Genomic DNA, 21,908 nt, shown 5'->3' on the forward strand with positions numbered 1-21,908 from the left:
GGACGTGAACCGTCAGACGTCGACCCCCCAGACCGTGCCCGACGCCGAACCGGTGGAACGCCGCCGCAGGCGAGGATGGCGCCTGCTCGCGGGCGTGCTCACGGTGCTGGTCCTGCTCGTCGTGGCCGCCCGGCTCACCTGGTCCTACCTCGACCCCTTCGGCGAGACGACCGTGGACCGCAGCCAGCCGGTGCTGCTGCAGTCCATCCAGAACATGAGCCGCTACCAGGCCGCCAGCGGCAACTTCCAGGTCATCGTGGACCTGGAGAAGGACGCCGCGTTCCTGCCCGACGCGATCAAGGGCTCGCGCACCCTGTTCGTCGGCGCGGGCAGCGTGGACGCCTACATCGACTTCTCCGGCCTGCCCCGCGACGCGATCACCGTCTCCCCCGACCGCACCGAGGTGAGCGTGCGGCTGCCGCACGCGCAGCTGGAGAAGACCAACCTCAACAACCAGAAGTCCTACGTCTACGCCCAGCAGCGCGGCATCCTGGACCGCGTCCAGGAGATGCTGTCCAACTCGCCGCAGAACCAGCAGGAGCTGTACGTGCTGGCCGAGAAGAAGATCGCCGAGGCCGCCCTGGCGAGCGATCTGCGCGCCCGCGCCGACCAGAACACCAAGCTGATGCTGGAAGGCATGCTGAAGGGCCTGGGCTTCACCAAGGTCACGGTGAAGTTCGCCGACGAACGCTGACGCCGGCCGCCCTCGCCCGCGCGCCGGAGGTCACGGCGAGAGCGGGGGCCGGATCCGCGAGAAGGACCCGGCCCCGGCCCGCCGTAACGATCTCCCCCGTCCGGACCTCAGGCGGACGGGACGGTGATGATCAGGGCGTCGCCCTGGCCGCCGCCTCCGCACAGGCCGGCCGCGCCCGTGCCTCCGCCCCTGCGCCGCAGCTCGTGGGCGAGGGTCAGGACGATCCTCGCCCCGGAGGCGCCGATGGGGTGGCCGAGCGCGATGCCGCCGCCGTTGACGTTCACCTTGTCCTGCGGCAGCCCGAGCTCCTTCGCCGACTGGAGCACGACCGCGGCGAACGCCTCGTTGATCTCGACGAGGTCGAGGTCGCCGGTGGTGAGGCCCTGCTTGCCGAGCGCGTGGCGGATGGCGTTGGCCGGCTGCGACTGCAGCGAGTTGTCCGGGCCCGCGACGTTGCCGTGCGCGCCGATCTCGGCGAGCCAGGTCAGCCCGAGCTCCTCGGCCTTGGCCCTGGACATGACCACGACCGCGCAGGCCCCGTCGGAGATCTGCGAGGAGGACCCCGCGGTGATCGTGCCGTCCTTGGCGAAGGCGGGGCGCAGCCGGGACAGGCCCTCGGCGGTGGTGTCGGCGCGCACGCCCTCGTCGGTGGCGAAGACGACCGGGTCGCCCTTGCGCTGGGGCAGGGTGACCGGGACGATCTCGTCGTCGAACCGGCCGTCCTTGATGGCCGCGGCGGCGAGCTGGTGGGAGCGCGCCGAGAAGGCGTCCTGCTCCTCGCGGCCGAGGCCGAGGCGGGTGTTGTGCCGCTCGGTGGACTCGCCCATCGAGACCTGGTCGAACACGTCGGTGAGGCCGTCGAAGGCCATCGCGTCGACCACCTCGGCCCCGCCGTACTTCACGCCCTTGCGCAGGCCGGGCAGCAGGTGGGGGGCGTTGGTCATCGACTCCATGCCGCCGGCGACCACGATGTCGAACTCGCCGGCGCGGATGAGCTGGTCGGCCAGGGCGATGGCGTCGAGGCCGGACAGGCAGACCTTGTTGATCGTGAGGGAGGGGACGGTCATCGGGATGCCGGCCTTCACGGCGGCCTGGCGCGACGGGATCTGCCCCGCGCCGGCCTGGAGGACCTGGCCCATGATGACGTACTGCACCTGATCAGGGGAAACGCCGGACCGCTCCAGCGCGGCTCTGATCACCACGCCGCCCAACTCGACGGCGGACATGCCCGACAGTGCGCCGAGCAGCCGGCCGATGGGTGTGCGGGCCCCCGCCACGATGACGGATTGCGACATGCCGGACGGGATGGCGGAAGAACTGGACACCAGGGCCTCCATGATGGGGTCGTAGGCGACTTTGCCACCATACCCAGGACGGCCCGCACGGCTTTCCGGGAGGTCTCACGGCGAGACCGCCGCGTGTCGGGACCCGACACGCAGGGAGGACACGCAATGCTGCTGAGAATCGACCATGTGGGCATCGCCTGCGAGAATCTCGACGAGAAGATCGCGTACTACGAGGCGACCTTCGGCGTGACCGTGGTCAGCCGCGAGGTCAACGAGGAGCAAGGGGTGAAGGAAGCCATGTTGCACGTGGCCGACGGCGAGGGGGGCGGCTCCTACATCCAGTTGCTGGAACCCCTGGGCCCCGACACCCCGGTGGGCAAGTTCCTGGCCAAGCGCGGCGAGGGCCTCCACCACATCGCCTACGGTGTCCCCGACATCGAGGCGGCCATGGAGCGGATCGGCGGGTCGGGAGTGCGTTTGCTGGACGAGCGTCCCCGTCACGGCGCAATGGGCACCTCAATCGCGTTTCTTCATCCAAAGGACGTGGGAGGAGTCTTGACAGAGCTGGTCGAGTCCCCTCCGCGGCCGTCCTAGCAGACGAAACTTAACAATGGCTAATTCGTAACAAGTCACGCAGAAAGCCGGACGGGACCTCCAATTCGGCACCACCGGAGTACGCTGGCCTACCACCGGACGTGGTTCCCGCGCCATGGACGGGCGAGCCGAGCACGATCCCCGAGGGCCGCTACCGCGAGCCCTCGGTCACCGTGCCCGAGCGCGCGCGGTCATAGGTAGCGGGTTCCCCGCCCCGGATGTCCGCCCCCCGTCCGGCCCGTGTAGCCGTCTCGACAACCCAGGATCGAGCCTCATGCAGTCCGACATCGACGCCCAGCTGAACAATTTCTTCGAAGACGCCCCCACGCGGGAATTCGACGTGGTTCTCCGTGGTTACGACCGGCACCAGGTTCACGACCACCTCAAACAACTCGACACCGAGCTGCGCCAGGCGCGTGAGCAACTCGCCGCCTCCCAGCGCGAGCTTTCGGATTCTCAGCGCCAGCTCCAGGAACAGGAACGCCCGACTTATTCCGGGCTGGGCGCCCGGATCGAGCAGCTCCTGCGCCTCGCGGAGGAGCAGGCGACCGAGCTGGTCCAGGCGGCCAGGGCCGAGGCCAACGAGATCAAGGCCGCCGCCAGGGTGGACGCGGCGGACACCCGGGCCGCGGCGGAGAACGAGGCCGCCGAGAAGCGGGCGCTGGCCTCGCGCGAGGCCGAAGAGATGCGCACCACGGCGGAGCGCGAGGCCGAAGAGATCCGTTCGACCGCCAAGCGCGAGGCCGACGAGCTGACCTCCACCACGGAACGTGAGGTCGCCAAGCTCCGCGCCACCGCCGACCACGAGGTCGCCGAGAAGCGCGCCGACGCCGAGCGCGAGATCGCCAAGCTCCGCACCACCACCGAGCGCGAGGTGGCCCAGCTCCGGGCCTCCACCAAGCGCGAGCGCGACGAGGTGCTCACCACCGCCAAGCGCCAGGCCGACGAGATGCGGGCCCAGGCCCAGCGGGTGCTGGAGGAGTCCGAGGCCAAGCGCGCCCAGGACGAGGCGGAGTTCGAGATCCAGCTCGCCGCCCGCCGCGAGGAGGCCGAGCGCCAGGAGTCCGAGCGCCACGCCACCGCCCAGGCCGCCACGCAGAAGCTGGTCGCCGAGGCCGAGCAGCGCGCCGCCACCGCCGAGCAGCGGGCCTCCAAGGCCACCCAGCAGGCGGAGCAGACCCGCCGCGAGGCCGACACCCACGCCAAGCAGCTTCTGGCGAACGCCCGCAAGAACGCCGACCAGCTCGTCGCGGAGGCCAAGTCCAGCGCCGAGTCGATCGTCTCGGACGCCAAGGCCGAGGCCGAGCGCAACAGGACCGTCGCCCAGCGCCAGGTGGACGAGCTGACCCGCCAGCGGGACAGCATCACGAGCCACCTCGCCCAGCTCCGCCAGCTTCTCGGCGGCGCGGCGCTGCCGGGCATGGACGACGCGCCGGCGGTCTCCGCTCCTCCGGCCAAGCCCGCCCTCCCGGCCACGCCGGCGCCGAGCGAGAAGCCGGCCCCTGCACCGGCCGCGCAGCGCGCCTCGGCGGCGCCCGCCGAGGACGAGTCCGAGTGGTGGCAGGAGTAATCACCGGGGTTCCACCACATCAGGGGCGTTAGGACTGCTAGCGGGAGAGCCTGGCGATCATCATGGTCGCTAGGCTCTCCTGTGTTGTCCGCGCCATCATGACGCCGAGGAGCAGTCGTGACCGATACCGCCCCGGACGCGGTGTCCCGTCCGGAAACACCCGCCAGGCCGGGTACCTCGGCGCCCGCGCGTGCCGCGATGGGGCCCGCCGACGACCCGGGCGAGGTGACCGACGTCCTGCCGGGCGTGCCGGGCCCGGCGCGTCCCGGCGACCCGCCCGGCCCGCGTGCCGCCCCGGCCCGGCCGGCGGCGGACGCCGAGAAGCCCGCGGACGCCGCCCCGTACGGCCTGCCGGGCAAGCCGTTCGCCCGCGGCCCGTTCCTGTGGGGGCTCACGGCCGCGCTCGGCGTGCTGACGGCCTGGGGGCTGGCGCAGGCCCTGGTGAGCGCGCGCGGCGTGATCGTGCTGACCGTGGTGGCGGCGTTCCTGGCGGTCGGGCTGAACCCCGTCGTCGAGGGCCTGCGGCGGTGGGGGCTCGGCCGCCGCGCGGCGATCTCGATCGTGTTCCTCGGCGTGATCGTCATGTTCGGGCTGTTCGGCCTGGCGATCGTCCCGCCGGTGAGCCAGGAGACCAGCGACTTCGTGAGCGCGGTGCCCGGCTACGTGCAGGACCTGCTGGCCAACCCGACGATCAAGCGGCTGGACGCCGACTACCAGATCCTGGCCAACGTGCGCGACTACATCACCAGCGGGGGGCTCGGCGCGACGGTGGCCGGGGGCATCCTGGGCGCCGGGGCCGTCGTGCTGGACGCGTTCTTCTCGGGCCTCACGCTGCTGGTGCTGACGCTGTACTTCCTCGGCTCGCTCCCGTCCATCAGGGAGTACCTGCTGCGGCTGGTCCCCGCCAGCCGCCGTCCGCGCACGGCGGCGATCGGGGACGAGATCCTGGCGGGCATCGGCGGCTACGTGGCGGGCAACGTGCTGATCTCGGTGATCGCGGGCGCGCTGTCGTGGCTGTTCCTGACCGTCGCGGGCGCCAAGTACGCGCTGGCGCTCGCGCTCGTGGTGGCGGTGACGGACCTGATCCCGCTGGTGGGGGCGACGGTGGGGGCCGTGCTGGTGAGCGCGGTCGGGTTCCTGCAGTCCGCGACGCTCGGCATCGCCTGCGCGATCTTCTTCGTCGTCTACCAGCAGATCGAGAACTACGTCGTCTACCCGCGCGTGATGCGCAGGTCGGTGGACGTGGCGCCGGCGGTGACGGTGATCGCCGCCCTGTTCGGCGGCGCGCTGCTCGGGGCGGTCGGCGCGCTGCTGGCCATCCCGGTCGCCGCGGCGGTGGCGCTGATCCTGCGCGAGGTCGTGCTGCCCCGCCAGGCGCGATTGTGAGGGCGCTCAGGCGGCGGTGAGGCCGCCGTCGACGAACAGCACCTGCCCGGTCATGTAGGACGAGGCGTCGGCGGCGAGGAACACCGCGGGGCCGGCCATCTCCTCGGGGGCGCCCCACCGGCCCATGGGAACGCCCGCGATCGTCGCCTTGCCGGCGTTCTCGTCCTCCCACAGGACGCGGTTGAGGTCGGTGGCCGTCCAGCCGGGGCACAGGGCGTTCACCCGGACGCCGCTGCCCGCCCACTCCAGCGCCAGCGACTTGGTCAGCGCCACGACGCCGGCCTTGGCCGCCGCGTACGGGGCCATGAACGGCGCGCCCTGGGCCGCGACCGACGCCACGTTGATCACCGAGCCGGAGCCGCGCTCCAGCAGGTGCGGGGCGAGCGCGTGGCACACGGCCATCGCCGAGTCGAGGTTGAGCCGCATGAGCTTGTCCCAGCCCGACAGGCGCAGGTCCTTGAACGGCACGATGAAGTTGGAGCCGCCGGCGTTGTTGACGACGACGTCCACGTGGCCGAGCCGCTCGACGGCCTCCCGCGCGGCCGCGCCGGCGGCGTCGCGGTCGGACAGGTCGCACGGGATGACGTGCGCGCGGCGGCCGAGCGCCTCGATCTCGCCCGCCACCTCGGCCAGGGCGTCGCGCGACCGGGCGACGAGCGCGACGTCGGCTCCGGCCGCGGCGTAGGCGAGCGCGATGGCCCGGCCGATTCCCCGCGACGCCCCGGTGACGAGCGCGCCGCGCCCGGAAAGATCGAACGCCTGCACGGCATGCCTCCTCGCTACGACCGAACAAGATTCTACGGGCGTCGCGGGACGGCGCAAGGCGCGCCCGTCACACCTGCGTCGGCAGGGGATGCGCGGCGGGGTTCACCCGCTTGACGATCTCGTTCAGCACGATGCGAACGTACGGCTCGCCGACCCACAGGTGCTTGGCCCCCTCCACGCCGACCACCTCCGCCTGGGGAACCCGGGCGAAACGCTCGCGCGCCTCCTCGGGCCTGAGGTAGTCGTCGAACTCGGGCACCAGCGCGACCAGGGGCCGCCCGAACGCGGCCCAGGCGTCCAGGTCGGCGTCACCGGCCCGCTTCAGGGGCGGCGACAGCAGGATCGCGCCCTGGACCAGCGGGTCGTGGCCCCACTTCAGCGCCAGCTCGGTGCCGAACGACCAGCCGAGCAGCCACGGGTTCGGCAGGTCGTAGAACTCGGCGTACTCCAGGGCGGCGGCGACGTCGAACCGCTCCCCCTCGCCCTCGTCGAAGGCGCCCTCCGACCTGCCACGGTCCGAGGCCGTGCCGCGGGTGTTGAAGCGCAGCACCGCGAGGTCCGCCAGCGCGGGCAGCCGGTAGGACGCCTTGCGCAGCACGTGGCTGTCCATCATGCCCTCCGCCGTCGGCAGCGGGTGCAGGCAGATCAGCGTGGCGGCGGGACGGCCCTCGGGCGGCGTGGCCAGCTCGCCCACCAGCGTGAGCCCGTCGGCCGTGTGCAGTTCGATGTCCTCCCGTACGGCGGGCAGGACCGTCGACGCGCGAATGTCCAAGACGACTACTCCTCGTAGAACCCCGGCGGGCGCCGGGCGTGCGTGCGGGCGGGGCTCAGTACCGCGTGCGCCCGGGGCCGCGGTCGGCGCGCTTGTGCCAGCAGCCGGTGTGCCAGTGACGCCGCTCCCCCTCGCCGCCCGTCCAGTTGGGCCAGCTCACGATGTGCGGGAGACCCGGCCTGATCTCCTGGTCGCACCCCGGGCAGCGGTAGGTCTTGTCCGAGCCGGCGCCGGAGACCAGGCGGACCTTCCACTCTCCGTCCGGCCCCTCCTCCACCCGGTCCATGCCGCGCAGAGCGCCGTCCAGAGGCCGCGCGGGCGCGGCACGGCCACCCCTGTCCCAGGGGTCCATGCGGCGGGCGCGCCGGGGGCTCATATCGACACGAACGCCGAATCGCCGGATCTTCTTCCGTCACCTGTCCTCGACACGGGAGATCCCGGCGGTGACGAGCCGGTCCAGTAGCGGCGCGGGGGCGAACGAGGGCTCGCGGTACTCGGCGTACAGGGCGCGCAGGCCGTCGCGCACGGCCGCCGGGCCGATCGCGGCGAGCGTCTCGAAGGGCCCGGCGGGATAGCCGCAGCCGAGCCGCATCGCGGTGTCGATGTCGGCGGCCGAGGCGTAGCCGGAGTCGTACATGCGGACGGCGTCGTTCAGGTACGGGTACAGCAGCGCGTCGACCACGAATCCGGCGCGGTCGGCGGTGGCGACCGGGGCGCGGCCGAGCGCGCGGACCAGGCGGGCCGCCGCCTCGGCCGCCGCGGGCGCGGTGAGCACGGTGGAGACGACCTCGGCGACCCGCTCGCCCACCAGGTGCAGGCCCACCAGGCGCTCGGGGTGGGACAGCCGGGCGGCGTGCTCGACGACCGGAGTGCTGGACAGGGCGAGCACCAGGTCGGCGTGCCCGGCCTCCGCGGTCTTGTACCCGGCCGCCGACACCTCCGCGGCCAGCGCGCCGGCGTCGTCGCCGATCACGGCCACCGTGACCTCGCCGGGCGCCGGCTCGGCCCGCTCGGACGGGCTCTCGCCGCCGCCGTCGTGGGTGTGGAAGCCGCGTCCGCTCTTGCGGCCGAGCAGCCCGGCGGTCACCAGCTCGCGCAGGATCGGCGCGGGCGCGTGCACGCGGTCGCGGCTCTCCTGGAAGAGCACCTCGCAGACCTCGTGCGAGACGTCCAGGCCGATCAGGTCGAGCAGCGCGAACGGGCCCATGGGGAACCCGGCGCCGAGCCGCATCGCCGTGTCGATGTCGTCGCGGGTGGCGACGCCGAGCTCCAGCAGGGTCGCGGCGTGGTTGAGGTAGCCGAGCAGCAGGCGGTTGACGACGAACCCGGCGCGGTCGCCCACGGCCACCGGGGTCTTGCCGATGCGCCGGGCCAGTTCGGCGACGTCCTCGGCCACGCCCTCGCCGGTGACGACGGTGCGCACGACCTCGACGAGCTTCATGACGGGCGCGGGGTTGAAGAAGTGCATGCCGACGACCCGGCCGGGGCGCTCGGTGGCGGCGGCGACGGCCGTGACCGACAGGGAGGAGGTGTTGGTGGCGAGGACCGCGTCCGGCCGGCAGACCCGGTCCAGGTCGGTGAACAGGGCGTGCTTGTACTCCATGACCTCGGGGATCGCCTCGACCACCAGGTCGGCGTCGCGCAGGTCGTCCAGCGAGCCGGTGAAGGCGATCCGGCCGAGGATGGCCTGGCGGCCCGCCTCGTCGAGTCTGCCCCGGCTCACCGCGCGCCCGGTGGAGCGCTCGACGTGCCCGCGGCCGCGTTCGAGCGCCTGGGCGTCGACCTCGACGCCGACGACGCGCAGCCCCGCGCGGGCGAACACCTCGGCGATACCGGCTCCCATCGTCCCAAGCCCGACGACGCCCACCGTCTCAAACGTCCGTGACATCCGGCCCTCCTCTCGCCCGTCAGTCTCCCAGAGCCCCGCACGCCTCTCAAAACGCCCTGCCTATGGCCTCGCTCCACCCGCACGGTTCGGGGCGCGGCGGTGGTCTGGAGCCGTCAGGCGTGAGGGTGAGGAACGATCCCTCACGCCTGACGGCGGAAGACCGCCGCCTAAAAGGCGCCCCGAACCCGCCGTGCCGGAGGCACGGCCATAAACACAGTAGGGTTGACCGTCATGCGGCTGGTCATCGCGCGGTGCAGCGTGGATTACGTGGGTCGGCTGACGGCGCACCTCCCGATGGCGCCCCGGCTGATCCTGATCAAGGCGGACGGCTCGGTGTCCATTCACTCCGACGACCGCGCGTTCAAGCCGCTCAACTGGATGAACCCCCCGTGCAGGCTGCGCGAGGAGGACGGCGGCTGGACGGTCACCCACGGCAAGACCGGCGAGCAGCTCATCGTCACCATCGAGGAGATCCTGCACGACTCCAGCCACGAGCTGGGCGTCGACCCGGGGCTGCGCAAGGACGGCGTCGAGGCCCATCTGCAGGAGTTGCTGGCCGAGCACATCGAGACGCTGGGCGAGGGGTGGACCCTCATCCGCCGGGAGTACCCGACCGCGATCGGCCCGGTGGACATCCTGTGCCGTGACGACCTCGGCGGCACGGTCGCCGTCGAGATCAAGAGGCGCGGCGAGATCGACGGGGTCGAGCAGCTCACGCGCTACCTCGAACTGCTCAACCGCGACCCGCTGATCGCCCCGGTCAAGGGAGTGTTCGCCGCGCAGGAGATCAGGCCCCAGGCCCGCGTGCTGGCCGCCGACCGCGGCATCGGCTGCGTCACGCTCGACTACGACGCCCTGCGCGGCATCGAGCGCACCGACACCCTCTTCTGAGCTCCGGACTTCCTGCTTCCGGCTCCGGCCTTCCGATCTCCGGTCCGCGGACCGCTCGCCGGGCTGCGGCGTCCTCGCGGGCTCGTTCCCTGTGCCCGCCATCGCCGGACATTCTCCCGCGAACGTGCGGATAACACGCAATCCAGCGAGCCCGAATATCGTTCAGAGCCGTGACGGCATAACGCCACCGGTGATCGGGGCGCGCCGTTTCCCCGGCGAATCGCCTCTCCCTCGCGTGCGACGACTCCCACGAGCCCCGGCATGGTCCCGCCGCACCATCTGCCCGACATTGAGGCCGATACACCGCAATATTCGTCGTAAAGCGTAACGATCCAAGTACACAGTGAATTTTTCTGAAAAAATTGCAACTTCTCCGGTACTCAGTGGCGTCTAGACCATGAACAAGGGGAGTTGGCACGGGGAACGCTCGCCGAACTTCCACGGCATGGACGACTTCACGACACAGGGGGCGCTCAGCGTGATCAGGAGGGTGATCAGGAAGGCACGCCGGATCCCGGCGCAGGCGGCGGTGGGGCTGCTGGAACTGATCAACCGCAGGCGCGCGCGCAAGACGCCGGCCCGCGACGCGGGCACGGTGCGCATCCTGCTGCTCCACGCCTACGGCATGGGCGGGACGATCAGGACCGTGCTCAACCTCGCCGGCCACCTCGCCCAGGACCGCGAGGTCGAGATCGTCAGCCTGGTGCGCACGAACGAGGACCCGTTCTTCCCCTGGCCGCCGGGCGTGCGGGTGCGCTTCCTCGACGACAGGACGGTCCCGCGCGGCCGGGTCGCCGAGTTCCTCGCCCGCAGGCCGACCAGGCTGGTGCCGAAGGAGGAGAAGGCGTACCACACCATGAACCTGCTCACCGACCTGCGGCTCGTCCGCTTCCTGCGGTCGCTGCGCGGCGGCGTGCTCATCGGGACGCGGCCCTCCTTCAACCTGGTCATGAGCCTGTTCGCCCCGCCGGAGGTCATCACCGTCGGCCAGGAGCACGTCACCCACGAGTCGCACGGCCCGGAGATCCAGGCCCTGATCAAGCGGCGCTACGGCAGGCTCGACGCCTTCGCCACCCTCACCGAGGCCGACAGGAAGGCGTACGCCAAGGCGCTGAAGGCGAACCCGCCCGGGCGGCTCCTCCGCGTCCCCAACGCGATCCCCGACCTGGCGGGGGACGTCTCCACGCTGTCGGAGAAGGTCGTGGTCGCCATCGGCCGCATCGTGTGGGTGAAGGGCTTCGACCGCCTGGTCAACGCCTGGAAGACGGTCGCCGAGGCGCACCCGGACTGGGTGCTGCGCATCTACGGCGCCGGGACCCCCGAGCGCGAGGAGCGGCTCCGCGCCCGCATCGACGAGGCGGGCCTGTCGGACAAGGTCTTCCTCATGGGCAGCACCCCCGACATCGGCGTCGAGCTGTCCAAGTCGTCGATCTACGCCGTCAGCTCCCGCTACGAGGGATTCGGGATGACCATCCTGGAGGCCATGAGCAAGGGCGTGCCGGTGGTCAGCTTCAACTGCCCGCACGGGCCCAAGGAGATCATCACCGACGGGCACGACGGGCTGCTCATCCGCTCCAAGAAGGCCGTGGCGCTGGGCGACGGCATCTGCCGTCTCATCGAGGACGAGACCCTGCGGCGGGAGCTCGGCGCCAATGCGCTGCACACCGCCGCGAACTACCACCTGGACGTGATCGGCCCGCGCTGGACCGCCCTGCTGGACGAGCTCGCGGGAACCGCGCCCCGGTCCTCCTGAAGGCCCTGTTCCACGGGTGTCCACCGAACGGTGGACACCCGATTCGACCTGCCGGTGGTGCCGGAGAAGAGCCCGCCGCCACGATGATTGCCGCATGAATCGGACAGCGGTGAGCGTACGCGGCCTCACCAAGCGGTACGGAGACGTCCGCGCGGTCGACGGCATCGATCTGGAGATAGGCGTGGGCGAGGTGTTCGCGATTCTCGGCCCGAACGGCGCGGGCAAGTCGACGACCGTGGAGATCCTGGAGGGCTACCGGCGGCGGGACGCCGGGGAGGTCAGCGTGCTCGGCGCCGACCCCGGGCGCCCCACCCGGCTCTGGCGCAGCAGGATCGGCATCGTCCTGCAGACGGCGAACGACGTGGCCGAGCTGACGGTCCGCGAGACCGTGCGCCACTTCGCCTCCCTGTACCCCGCCCCGAGGGACCCCGACGAGGTCATCGCGCACGTCGGGCTGGCCGAGAAGGCGGGGACGCGGCTGCGGCAGCTCTCCGGCGGCCAGCGGCGGCGGGTCGACGTCGCGCTCGGCGTGATCGGCGACCCCGAGCTGCTGTTCCTGGACGAGCCGACCACCGGCTTCGACCCCGAGGCGCGCCGGCAGTTCTGGGAGCTGATCCAGGGCCTGGCCGACGAGGGCACGACCATCGTCCTCACGACGCACTACCTCGACGAGGCCGAGGCGCTCGCCGACCGGGTCGCCGTCATCGCCGCGGGCCGCATCGTGGCCGAGGGCGAGCCCGCCACGCTCGGCGGGCGCGCGACGGCCAAGGCCAAGGTCACCTGGCTGGAGGACGGCGAGCGCCGGCGCGTCGAGACCGCCACCCCGACCGCGACGGTCAGGGAGCTCACCGCGCGCTTCGACGGCGAGGTGCCCGAGCTGACCGTGACGCGGCCCTCGCTGGAGGACGTCTACCTGGGCCTCATCGGCTCCGCCTGACGCCACCACCGGCCCGTCCTCCCCCGAACCCTCCTCCCACACGTCAGAGGTTCCCATGAGCGACACCGTCGCGCCCGCCGCGGCCACGGCGCGCACGCGCCACCCCCTGCCCTCGGTCCTCGCGACCGGGTGGTCCAGGGCCGCCGCCGAGACCAGGATGTTCTTCCGCGAGAAGGACGCGGTGATCTTCACCTTCGCCTTCCCGATCATCCTGCTCGTGATCTTCGGTTCCATCTTCCAGGGCCGCGTGAACAGCCAGATCACCGTCGCCCAGCTCTACGCCGCCGGGCTGATCGGCGCGGGCGTCATGAGCACGAGCTTCCAGTCCCTCGGCGTGGGCATCGCCGTCGACCGGGAGGACGGCACGCTCAAACGCCTCGCCGGCACTCCCATGCCGCGGGCCGCCTACTTCCTCGGCAAGATCATCAACGTCCTGCTGCTGTCGCTGCTGGAGGTGGCGATCCTGCTGGCCGTCGGCGTCGCGCTGTACGACCTGGAACCGCCGTCCGCGGCCGGGAGCTGGGTCACCTTCGCCTGGGTGTTCGTGCTCGGCATCACGGCCTCCTCGCTGCTCGGCATCGCGGTCAGCAGCCTGCCGAGGTCGGCCAAGAGCGCGACCGCGGTGATCAGCCTGCCGTTCGTGGTGCTCCAGTTCATCTCCGGGGTGTTCATCCCGTTCAACCAGCTTCCCGACTGGCTGATCAGGGTGGCCTCGTTCCTCCCGCTCAAGTGGATGTGCCAGGGTTTCCGTTCGGTGTTCCTGGGAGACGCGGGGGCGTCCCTGGAACCGGCGAAGTCCTATGAACTGGGCCGTGTCGCGCTCATCCTGGGCGCGTGGGTCATCGGAGGTCTGGTGCTGTGCCTGATGACGTTCCGCTGGAAGGGCCGCCGCGACGGCTGACGCCGCGCATGGCGCGCGGGGACGCCTGGGTCGTGCTGCCCGGCTGGGAGTTCATGTTCCTGGTCGCGCTGTCGGTGACGGTCACGTTCGTGGTGTGGGACGGCGGGCCCACCTCCTCGAAGGCGGCGGCGGTCCTCCTGCTCATGGTGTGCGCCATCGCGTACCTGCTGTTCGGGCGGCGGGCGATCCGCGCCGACCGCAGCGCCTCGCGGGATGGCCTGCTCTACCTCGGCATCGCCTTCGCCACCTTCGTCCCCGCCGCCGTCATCGTCCCCTCCTCCGCGTTCGCGTTGTTCGGGCTCTGCCCGCAGATGTTCATGCTGCTGCGCTCGGGGTGGGCGCTGGTGGCGGTGGTGGGCCTGAACCTGTGCCCGGCCATCCGGTTCCTGCTCCAGCCGGGCGTGACCCGGCATGAGATCGCCGGGTTCGCCACCACAAGCGCGATCGCGATCACGTTCTCGCTGGTGTTCGGCCCGTGGGTCATGCGGATCATCGACCAGAGCGCCGAGCGGGCCGAGCTGATCGAGGAGCTGCGCGCCAGCCGGGCGGAGGTGGTGCGGCTGTCGCGGGAGCGGGGCGCCCTGGCCGAGCGGCAGCGGCTGGCCGGGGAGATCCACGACACGCTGGCCCAGGGGTTCACCAGCATCATCATGCTGATCCAGGCGGCGGAGGCGCAGGCCGACCCCTCCCGCCACCTGGCGCTGGCCGTGCGCACCGCGCGGGAGAACCTGGAGGAGGCCCGGGGGTTGATCGCCGCGCTCACCCCCGGCCCGCTGGACGGCTCCACGCTGGAGGAGGCGCTCGGCAGGATCGCCGCGCGGCTCGGCGAGGAGCTCGGCGTGCCGGTCACCTTCACCGCCGAGGGGGCCTCGCGCCCGATCGCCCCCGGCCTGGAGGTCGTCCTCATCCGGGCCGCGCAGGAGGCGCTGGCCAACGTGCGCAAGCACGCGGCGGCCTCCTGCGCGCGTGTGACGCTGCAGTACGGTGAGCGCGAGGTCGTCCTGCGCGTCCGCGACGACGGGACGGGCTTCGACGGCGCCGCCCTGGACGCCGCGCCCGCGGACCCGGCGGACGCCGCCGAGGGACGCGGGTACGGCCTGCGGGCCATGCGGTCCCGCGTGGAGCAGGCCGGCGGCACGCTGCGCGTGCGGACGGCCCCCGGGGACGGCACGGAGCTGACCGTCCGGCTTCCCCAGGACCCCCAGGGGCCGGAGGAGCCGCGGAAGGAGGAATCCCCCACGTGATACGCGTGCTGATCGTCGACGACCACCCCGTGGTCCGTGAGGGCCTGCGCGGCATGCTGGAGGCCGATCCCGGCATCGGCGTGGCCGGGGAGGCCGGATCCGGCGAGGAGTCCGTCGCGATGGCGCGCGAGCTGGACCCCGACGTGATCCTGATGGACCTGCGCATGCCCGGGGGCGACGGCGTCGCGGCCATCGAGCGCATCCTCGCCGGCGAGCCGCGCAGCCGCGTGATCGTCCTGACCACCTACGAGACCGACCAGGACATCGTGCGCGCCGTCGAGGCCGGCGCGGCGGGCTACCTGCTGAAGGACACCGCGCGCGCCGACCTGGTCGCGGCCGTGTTCGCCGCCGCGCGCGGCGAGACCGTGCTGTCGCCGTCGGTCGCCACGCGGCTGGTCACGCGGATGCGCGCGCCCGCGGCCGAGTCGCTGTCCCGGCGCGAGACCGAGGTGCTGGCGCTGGTCGCGCGCGGGCTGACCAACGCCGAGATCGGCAGGAGCCTGTTCATCAGCGAGGCGACGGTGAAGACGCACCTGCTGCGCGTCTTCGGCAAGCTCGGCGTCTCCGACCGCACCGCCGCCGTCACCACCGCGCTGGCCCGCGGCCTGCTGTGACGCGCGCGGGCGCTCGCCACCGTCCCGACGGGGCTAGGGTTGCGGCAGACCCCGCGGAGGTGGACGATCGAGGTCGCGGAGCCCGGCTCCGGTACCGGCCGCCGCCGCGAGCGCCGAGAGGAACCAGCATGTCAACGGCCACCGAGCATCGGACCTTCGACTCCCTGAACCCCGCCACCGGCGCGGTCGTCGGAACCCACCCCGTCCACGACGCCGCGGCCGTGCGCGCCGCCGTCCGGGACGCGGGAGACGCGGCGCGCTGGTGGGCGCGGCTCGGCCACGCCGAGCGCCGGCGCCGGCTGCTGGACTTCAAGGCCGTCCTCACCCGCGAGCTGGGCCGCGTCGCGGACCTCATCCACGAGGAGACGGGCAAGCCCGTCGGCGACGCGACGCTGGAGACGGTGCTCGCGATCGTCCACCTCGACTGGGCGGCGCGCAACGCGCGCAAGGTGCTCGGGCCGCGCCGGGTCTCCCCCGGCCTGATCTCCGTCAACATGGCGGCCACGCTGGAGTACCTGCCGCTCGGCGTGGTCGGGGTGATCGGCCCGTGGAACTACCCGCTCTTCACGCCCATGGGGTCGATCGGGTACGCGCTGGCGGCCGGGAACGCCGTGGTGTTCAAGCCCAGCGAGCTGACGCCGGGCGTGGGCGCGCTGCTGGCGGAGCTGTTCGCCGAGAGCGTCCCCGAACACCGGGTGCTCCAGGTCGTCACCGGCCTCGGCGAGACCGGCGCCGCGCTCGCCGCGGACCCCGGCGTCGGCAAGATCGCCTTCACCGGCTCTACCGCGACGGCCAAGCGGGTCATGGCGGCGTGCGCGGCGAACCTCACCCCGCTCGTCGCCGAGTGCGGCGGCAAGGACGCCCTGATCGTCGACGCCGGCGCCGACCTGGCCGCCGCGGCCGACGCCGCGCTGTGGGGGGCGATGTCCAACGCCGGGCAGACCTGTGTGGGCGTGGAGCGCGTGTACGTCGTGGACGCCGTGTACGACGCGTTCATGGGCGAGCTCACCACCCGGGCCGAGGGGCTGCGCGCCGGCGAGCACTACGGGCCGGTCACCATGCCGTCCCAGACCGAGGTCATCCGGCGGCACGTCGACGACGCCCTCGCCCGGGGCGGCACGGCCGTGGTCGGCGGCGCCGGGTCCGTGCGGCCCCCGTACGTCGATCCCGTCGTGCTGACCGGGGTGCCCGAGGATTCGAGCGCCGTCCGGGAGGAGACCTTCGGGCCCACCATCACCGTGACCAGGGTGGCGACCGCCGAGGAGGCGCTGGAGAAGGCCAACGCCGCCGCCTACGGCCTGGGCGGCGCCGTCTACTCCGGCGACTCGCGCCGCGCGATGGAGCTGGCCCGCGCGATGCTCACCGGCATGACGGCCGTCAATTCCGTCATCTCGTTCGCGGGCGTGCCCGCGCTGCCGTTCGGCGGCGTCGGCGACTCGGGGTTCGGGCGCATCCACGGGGCCGACGGGCTGCGTGAGTTCACCCGCGCCAAGGCGATCACGCGGCAGCGATTCCCCCTGCCGGGGATGAAAATCACGTCGTTCTCCAGGACACCCGCGGAGCTGCAGCGACTTGTGAAAATGGTCACTATTCTGCATGGGCGACGCAAGAGCTAGTTGTCCTGATACTTCCACAAAAACGATCTTGCGTCCATAATGATGGGTTCACTACGGCCAGCAGGACGCGAGGTGGGACTTGGCGACCGGACGTGACTACCGCGGGATGACGGCGGAGCAGCGATTAGCCGACCGCAAAGAACGCTTGATGAGCGCGGCGTACACATTGTTCGCCGGAGCGGGATTCAACGCCACCACGATCGAACGGTTGTGCGCCGCGGCCCGCATCTCCAACCGGGCGTTCTACGAGTGTTTCACCGGGCGCGAGGACCTGATGCGGGCGGTCTACGACCGGTGCGTCGAGGAGACGCTGCAGGCGGTGGCCAAGGCCATCGGCGAGGCCCCTCCCGACACCGACAGCCGGATCCTGGCGGGCATCGCCACCTACATCACCTTCGTCACCCGGGACCGGCGCCGTGCGAAGATCATGCATCTGGAGGTGCGGCGGGCCGGGGACATCCTCACCCCGCACCGCCGGCGCGCGGTCGCCGGCTACACCCAGATGATCGAGAAGACCTTGGGCGAACTGCCCGGCGCTCCGCCCGAACGGCTTCACCTGCTCTCCCTCGCCTTGGTCGGCGCGATCCAGGAACTGCTAGTCGAATGGGTGCTCGCCGACGTCAAGCCCCCGCTCGAGGACCTGATCGACACGGCCGTCCACATCTTCCGCAGTTCCTTCGGCTGAGCGCTCCCCCGCTCCCGGCGCCCGCCGGCCTCACGCCACGGCGGCCGGGGACAGCTCGACCTTCAGGACGCGGTGCAGGCGAGTGATCGCGAGCACGCGCATGACCCGCGGCGGCACGCCGCGAAGGACCAGGCGGCGCTCCGCGCGCAGCGCCCGGCGGTGGGTCCCGACCAGTACCCCGAGGCCCGCCGAGTCGATCATCTCAAGGCCGGAGAGATCGACGATCATGTCGCCCTCGCCCGTCTCGACCGCCGCGTGCAGACGCGGCCGCAGCGTGGCCACCGTGCTCCCGTCGAGACGCGACCCCACGTCCACCACCTGGCACCTCTGACCGCACCGGCTCGGCATGCCGCCTCCTCCTGTCAGACGGCCCTCACGGGCCGCAGCGGTACCCTGCCCACCAGATCCCGGCCCATGCCTGCCCGCCGGCCTCAGAATGGCGCAGAGGACCGCCCGCGGCCGCTCTCCCCGGCCCTCGGGCGCCCGCGGGGCCGAGGGTTACGCTGGCCGCATGACGCGCGCTGACAACGACAAGCCCGTAGTGCTCTCGACCATCTACACCCGTGCGGGAGACGACGGCACCACGACGCTCGGCGACATGAGCCGCACCCGCAAGACCGACCCCCGGCTCGCCGCCTACGCCGACGTGGAGGAGGCCAACGCGGCGATCGGCGTGGCGATCTCGATGGGCGACCTGGCCCCGGAGATCGCCGAGGTGCTGACCCTGGTGCAGAACGAGATGTTCGACCTCGGCGCCGACCTGTGCGCCCCGGTGCGGGAGGCCCCGGAGTTCCCGCCGCTGCGCGTGGAGCAGTCCTACATCGACCGGCTGGAAGCCCAGTGCGACCGCTTCAACGCCGAGTTGCGCCCGCTGCGCAGCTTCATCCTCCCCGGCGGCGCGCCCGGCACCGCCCTGCTGCACGTCGCCCGCACGGTGGTCCGCCGCGCCGAACGCACGACCTGGGCCGCCCTCGAGGCCCACGAGGACGTCAACCCCCTCACGGCCAAGTACCTCAACCGCCTCAGCGACCTGCTCTTCATCCTCTGCCGCGCCGCCGCCCGCGGCGAAGAACTCCTCTGGAAGCCCGGCGGCACCCGCTAGGCCGCGTCCAGGTGGGCGCTCGGGGGGGCGGATTCGACCCAGGCGAGGAAGCCGGTGAGGGCGTCCTCGCTCATGGCGAGGGACACTCCGGCGCAGTCGACCGTCCAGTAGCCGGCCGGGCCGTCACCGCCGGCGAGGGGACGACGGGTGGAAACAGTGAGGCCGCGCCTCGCTATCGCGTGGCGCGGCCTCAGTCGCAGTCCGAGGAAGGGAATCCAGTGGAGCTCCCCGCCCGCATAGCGGGCGACTCCGCTCCGCCAGGCCCGGTTGCCCGTCCGGAGGCTGCATACGACATTGCCCCGGGAGCGGGCGAGTAGCACGCCCCGGAGGACGAGCAGGGCGGCGATCACCGCAACGCTTATCAAGATGTCCAGCGCCGCCATGGTCGCCCCCCAAAGCTCATTTTCGTCTGTCTATCAAACCTCTTCGCCGGCCGCACGCAGACGGGCCCGGGCACGCTTGGCCTCGACCTGCGCCTCGGTGTCCTCACCGTCGGCGCCGACCGACGCGAGCGCGCGCTGGAGCGCGTCGCGGGCCGCCGCCACGTCCACCTCGGAGCCGAGCTCGGCCGTCTCGGCCAGGACCGAGACGTCATTGTTGGCGACGGAGATGAACCCGCCGTGAACGGCCGCGTTCACGTCCCCGCCGTCGCTGCGCTTGATGCGAAGGACGCCGCCGTCCACGAGGACGCCGAGAACAGGGGCGTGGTTCGGCATAATACCGATCTCACCCTCCACGGTCTTGGCAATCACCATGTCGGCCTCGCCGGACCAGATCTCACGTTCCGGCGACACGACGCCGATGCGGAGCTTTGCCATCACACACCTTCCTCGGACGCCGGCACGGCCGCGCCGTGCCGGCATCCCGTCGTCAGCGGCCCAGTTCCTTCGCCTTGGCGATGGCCTGGTCGATGCCGCCGACCATGAAGAACGCCTGCTCGGGCAGGTGGTCGTACTCGCCCTCGCACAGGCCCTTGAAGGAGCGGATCGTGTCCTCCACGTCGACGAACTCACCCGGCTGGCCGGTGAACGCCTCGGCGGCGTACATCGGGTGCGACAGGAAGCGCTCGATGCGGCGGGCCCGCTGGACGACGACCTTGTCCTCTTCGGAGAGCTCGTCGATACCCAGGATCGCGATGATGTCCTGGAGCTCGCGGTACTTCTGCAGGATCCGCTTGGTCTCCTGGGCGACCCGGTAGTGCTCCTCGCCCACGATCGTGGGGTCGAGGATGCGGGAGCTGGAGTCGAGCGGGTCCACCGCGGGGTAGATGCCCTTCTCCGAGATCGGCCGGGACAGAACGGTCTGCGCGTCGAGGTGCGCGAACGCGTTGTGCGGCGCCGGGTCGGTGATGTCGTCCGCGGGCACGTAGATCGCCTGCATGGAGGTGATCGAGTGACCGCGGGTGGAGGTGATGCGCTCCTGCAGGACGCCCATCTCGTCGGCCAGGGTCGGCTGGTAACCCACCGCGGACGGCATGCGGCCGAGCAGGGTGGACACCTCGGAACCGGCCTGGGTGAACCGGAAGATGTTGTCGATGAACAGCAGAACGTCCTGCTTCTCGACGTCGCGGAAGTACTCGGCCATGGTCAGCGCGGACAGCGCGACCCGCAGACGGGTGCCCGGGGGCTCGTCCATCTGGCCGAACACCAGCGCGGTGTCCTTGAGAACGTTGGCCTCCTCCATCTCCAGCCAGAGGTCGTTGCCCTCACGGGTGCGCTCGCCGACGCCGGCGAACACCGACGTGCCGGAGAACTTCAGCGCGACCCGGCGGATCATCTCCTGGATGAGGACGGTCTTGCCGACGCCCGCGCCGCCGAACAGGCCGATCTTGCCACCCTTGACGTACGGGGTGAGCAGGTCGATGACCTTGATGCCGGTGGGCAGCATCTCGGTGCGGGACTCGAGCTGGTCGAACGCCGGCGACGGGCGGTGGATGCCCCACCGCTCGTTGACCTGCAGTGACGCCTTGTCGATGTCCAGCGGCTCGCCCAGGGCGTTCCACACGTGGCCCTTGACGACCTCGCCGACCGGCACCGAGATGGGGCTGCCGCTGTCGTTGACGGCGACGCCGCGCACGAGGCCGTCGGTGGGCTGCATGGAGATGGCGCGGACCAGGTTGTCGCCGAGGTGCTGGGCGACCTCCAGCGTCAGCGTCTTGGTCTCGCCCGCGATGGTGACTTCGGTGGTGAGGGCGTTGTAGATGTCCGGCATCGCCTCCACGGGGAACTCCACGTCGACGACGGGGCCCGTGACGCGCGCCACGCGACCTACGGCGGTCGCGACGGTCTCAGCGGTCATTGTGGTTTCTCACTCTTTCCCCGCGGAGGCGTCGGCCAGCGCGTTCGCGCCACCGACGATCTCGCTGATTTCCTGGGTGATCTCGGCCTGGCGCGCCTGGTTCATCCGCTGGGTGAACACGCGGATGAGCTCGTTGGCGTTGTCGGTCGCCGACTTCATCGCGCGGCGACGCGCGGCGTGCTCGGAGGCGGCCGACTGGAGCAGCGCGTTGAAGATGCGCGACTCGATGTAGCGCGGCAGGAGCTGGTTCAGCACCTCGCCCGCGGTCGGCTCGAACTCGTAGTACGGCAGTGGCCCGCCGGGAGGCTGTTCGGTGGTCTCCTCGACCTCCAGCGGGAGGACGCGCTTCACCTGGACCTGCTGCGTGAGCATCGAGACGAACTCGGTGTACACGATGTGGATCTCGTCGATGCCGTTCTGGTCCTCGAACGAGGAGACCAGGGCGTCGGCGATCTCCTTGGCGTGGGCGTAGAGCGGGTTGTCGGAGAAGCCCGACCACTCCCCGCTCATGCTCCGGTCGCGGAAGCGATGCCAGGTGATGCCCTTGCGGCCAACGACGAACGGCTTGACCTGCAGGCCGCGTCCCCGCAGGTGACCGGCCAGCGCCTCGGCCTCGCGCAGGATGTTCGCGTTGAAGCCGCCGGCGAAGCCGCGGTCGCTGGTGACGATCAGGACCCCGGCGCTGGAGGGCTGCTCCTTGGCCACGGTCAGCGGGTGGTCGATGTCGGCGGAGTTGCTGAGCACCGCCGACACCGCGCGCGTGATCTCGCGCTCGTAGGGGACCGCGGCCTCCATGCGCTGCTGCGCCTTCACGATGCGCGAGGAGGCGATCAGCTCCTGCGCACGCGTGATCTTCGCCGTGGACTTGACCGAGCGGATGCGCCGCCGCAGCAGTCTTAGCTGGGCACCCAT

23 protein-coding genes are annotated in these 21,908 nt (G+C 71.6%); 13 read left to right on the forward strand and 10 right to left on the reverse strand.

Going from position 1 to position 21,908, the window contains the following annotated elements; all coding sequences use genetic code 11:
* The first annotated feature begins 4 nt into the window (after positions 1-4).
* On the forward strand, positions 5-694 hold the full coding sequence (locus tag BJ981_RS00500) for a DUF4230 domain-containing protein (RefSeq protein WP_239139176.1): 690 nt from the start codon (positions 5-7) through the stop codon (positions 692-694).
* Between the two features lie 107 nt (positions 695-801).
* Here BJ981_RS00500 and BJ981_RS00505 read toward each other — a convergent pair whose 3' ends face one another.
* Complete coding sequence (locus BJ981_RS00505; protein WP_184615411.1) at positions 802-1,989, reverse strand: acetyl-CoA C-acetyltransferase; 1,188 nt, start codon at positions 1,987-1,989, stop codon at positions 802-804.
* A 156-nt stretch (positions 1,990-2,145) separates the two neighbouring features.
* Between BJ981_RS00505 and mce the strand changes: the two genes are divergently transcribed.
* The 3 genes from mce (at position 2,146) to BJ981_RS00520 (ending at position 5,530) form a co-directional block, all read left to right on the forward strand.
* Complete coding sequence (gene mce, locus BJ981_RS00510; RefSeq protein WP_184607779.1) at positions 2,146-2,574, forward strand: methylmalonyl-CoA epimerase; 429 nt, start codon at positions 2,146-2,148, stop codon at positions 2,572-2,574.
* Between the two features lie 274 nt (positions 2,575-2,848).
* Positions 2,849-4,144, forward strand: coding sequence for a DivIVA domain-containing protein (locus BJ981_RS00515; protein WP_184607780.1), 1,296 nt, complete (start codon positions 2,849-2,851; stop codon positions 4,142-4,144).
* Between the two features lie 117 nt (positions 4,145-4,261).
* The gene (locus BJ981_RS00520) at positions 4,262-5,530 is read left to right on the forward strand and encodes an AI-2E family transporter (RefSeq protein ID WP_239139175.1); all 1,269 of its coding nucleotides are present in this window, start codon (positions 4,262-4,264) and stop codon (positions 5,528-5,530) included.
* 6 nt (positions 5,531-5,536) lie between these two features.
* On the opposite strand, the gene BJ981_RS00525 is transcribed toward BJ981_RS00520, so the two are convergent.
* The 4 genes from BJ981_RS00525 to BJ981_RS00540 all read right to left on the reverse strand — a co-directional run bounded on the left by BJ981_RS00525 (position 5,537) and on the right by BJ981_RS00540 (position 8,955).
* Positions 5,537-6,295: an SDR family NAD(P)-dependent oxidoreductase gene (locus tag BJ981_RS00525; RefSeq protein WP_184607781.1), complete on the reverse strand. Its 759-nt coding sequence runs from the start codon at positions 6,293-6,295 to the stop codon at positions 5,537-5,539.
* A 67-nt stretch (positions 6,296-6,362) separates the two neighbouring features.
* Positions 6,363-7,067 carry an alpha/beta hydrolase gene (locus BJ981_RS00530; RefSeq protein WP_184607782.1) on the reverse strand — a complete coding sequence of 235 codons (705 nt, stop codon included), beginning with the start codon at positions 7,065-7,067 and terminating at the stop codon, positions 6,363-6,365.
* A gap of 55 nt (positions 7,068-7,122) precedes the next feature.
* Positions 7,123-7,443 carry an Rv1322 family protein gene (locus tag BJ981_RS00535; RefSeq protein ID WP_184607783.1) on the reverse strand — a complete coding sequence of 107 codons (321 nt, stop codon included), beginning with the start codon at positions 7,441-7,443 and terminating at the stop codon, positions 7,123-7,125.
* A gap of 36 nt (positions 7,444-7,479) precedes the next feature.
* Positions 7,480-8,955, reverse strand: coding sequence for a 3-hydroxyacyl-CoA dehydrogenase family protein (locus BJ981_RS00540; protein WP_184607784.1), 1,476 nt, complete (start codon positions 8,953-8,955; stop codon positions 7,480-7,482).
* Between the two features lie 231 nt (positions 8,956-9,186).
* Here BJ981_RS00540 and nucS point away from each other — a divergent pair, with 231 nt between their 5' ends.
* From nucS to BJ981_RS00580, 8 genes are all read left to right on the forward strand, one after another.
* Positions 9,187-9,846, forward strand: a complete 660-nt coding sequence (gene nucS / locus BJ981_RS00545) for an endonuclease NucS (RefSeq protein ID WP_184607785.1) — start codon at positions 9,187-9,189, stop codon at positions 9,844-9,846.
* A 397-nt stretch (positions 9,847-10,243) separates the two neighbouring features.
* A complete protein-coding gene (locus BJ981_RS00550) occupies positions 10,244-11,599 on the forward strand; it encodes a glycosyltransferase family 4 protein (protein WP_239139174.1) in 1,356 nt (451 codons plus the stop codon).
* A gap of 94 nt (positions 11,600-11,693) precedes the next feature.
* Positions 11,694-12,536, forward strand: a complete 843-nt coding sequence (locus BJ981_RS00555; RefSeq protein ID WP_184607786.1) for an ABC transporter ATP-binding protein — start codon at positions 11,694-11,696, stop codon at positions 12,534-12,536.
* A 55-nt stretch (positions 12,537-12,591) separates the two neighbouring features.
* Positions 12,592-13,437, forward strand: coding sequence for an ABC transporter permease (locus BJ981_RS00560; RefSeq protein WP_184607787.1), 846 nt, complete (start codon positions 12,592-12,594; stop codon positions 13,435-13,437).
* Positions 13,395-14,681, forward strand: coding sequence for a sensor histidine kinase (locus tag BJ981_RS38940; protein ID WP_184607788.1), 1,287 nt, complete (start codon positions 13,395-13,397; stop codon positions 14,679-14,681). Before BJ981_RS00560 ends, BJ981_RS38940 begins: the two co-directional genes overlap by 43 nt.
* Entirely contained in the window at positions 14,678-15,295 is a 618-nt protein-coding gene (locus tag BJ981_RS00570) for a response regulator (RefSeq protein ID WP_184607789.1), read from the forward strand. The genes BJ981_RS38940 and BJ981_RS00570 overlap by 4 nt, the downstream gene beginning before the upstream one ends.
* A 128-nt stretch (positions 15,296-15,423) precedes the next feature.
* Positions 15,424-16,911, forward strand: a complete 1,488-nt coding sequence (locus BJ981_RS00575; RefSeq protein ID WP_184607790.1) for an aldehyde dehydrogenase family protein — start codon at positions 15,424-15,426, stop codon at positions 16,909-16,911.
* Positions 16,912-17,059: 148 nt separating this feature from the next.
* The gene (locus BJ981_RS00580) at positions 17,060-17,596 is read left to right on the forward strand and encodes a TetR/AcrR family transcriptional regulator (protein WP_239139173.1); all 537 of its coding nucleotides are present in this window, start codon (positions 17,060-17,062) and stop codon (positions 17,594-17,596) included.
* Between the two features lie 30 nt (positions 17,597-17,626).
* Here BJ981_RS00580 and BJ981_RS00585 read toward each other — a convergent pair whose 3' ends face one another.
* A complete protein-coding gene (locus tag BJ981_RS00585) occupies positions 17,627-17,944 on the reverse strand; it encodes an STAS domain-containing protein (RefSeq protein ID WP_184607791.1) in 318 nt (105 codons plus the stop codon).
* Positions 17,945-18,107: 163 nt separating this feature from the next.
* Here BJ981_RS00585 and BJ981_RS00590 point away from each other — a divergent pair, with 163 nt between their 5' ends.
* Positions 18,108-18,698: a cob(I)yrinic acid a,c-diamide adenosyltransferase gene (locus tag BJ981_RS00590; RefSeq protein ID WP_184607792.1), complete on the forward strand. Its 591-nt coding sequence runs from the start codon at positions 18,108-18,110 to the stop codon at positions 18,696-18,698.
* Here BJ981_RS00590 and BJ981_RS00595 read toward each other — a convergent pair.
* From BJ981_RS00595 to BJ981_RS00610, 4 genes are read right to left on the reverse strand one after another with little or no spacing between them, the layout of a single operon-like run.
* Complete coding sequence (locus BJ981_RS00595) at positions 18,695-19,081, reverse strand: DUF2550 domain-containing protein (protein ID WP_184607793.1); 387 nt, start codon at positions 19,079-19,081, stop codon at positions 18,695-18,697. The two genes, BJ981_RS00590 and BJ981_RS00595, sit on opposite strands and share 4 nt — an antisense overlap.
* A 33-nt stretch (positions 19,082-19,114) precedes the next feature.
* Positions 19,115-19,516 carry a F0F1 ATP synthase subunit epsilon gene (locus BJ981_RS00600; RefSeq protein WP_184607794.1) on the reverse strand — a complete coding sequence of 134 codons (402 nt, stop codon included), beginning with the start codon at positions 19,514-19,516 and terminating at the stop codon, positions 19,115-19,117.
* A 52-nt stretch (positions 19,517-19,568) separates the two neighbouring features.
* Positions 19,569-20,996, reverse strand: coding sequence for a F0F1 ATP synthase subunit beta (gene atpD / locus BJ981_RS00605; RefSeq protein WP_184607795.1), 1,428 nt, complete (start codon positions 20,994-20,996; stop codon positions 19,569-19,571).
* Positions 20,997-21,005: 9 nt separating this feature from the next.
* Complete coding sequence (locus BJ981_RS00610) at positions 21,006-21,908, reverse strand: F0F1 ATP synthase subunit gamma (RefSeq protein ID WP_184607796.1); 903 nt, start codon at positions 21,906-21,908, stop codon at positions 21,006-21,008.

This window comes from Sphaerisporangium krabiense (genome assembly GCF_014200435.1).
GTDB classification, from domain to species: domain Bacteria; phylum Actinomycetota; class Actinomycetes; order Streptosporangiales; family Streptosporangiaceae; genus Sphaerisporangium; species Sphaerisporangium krabiense.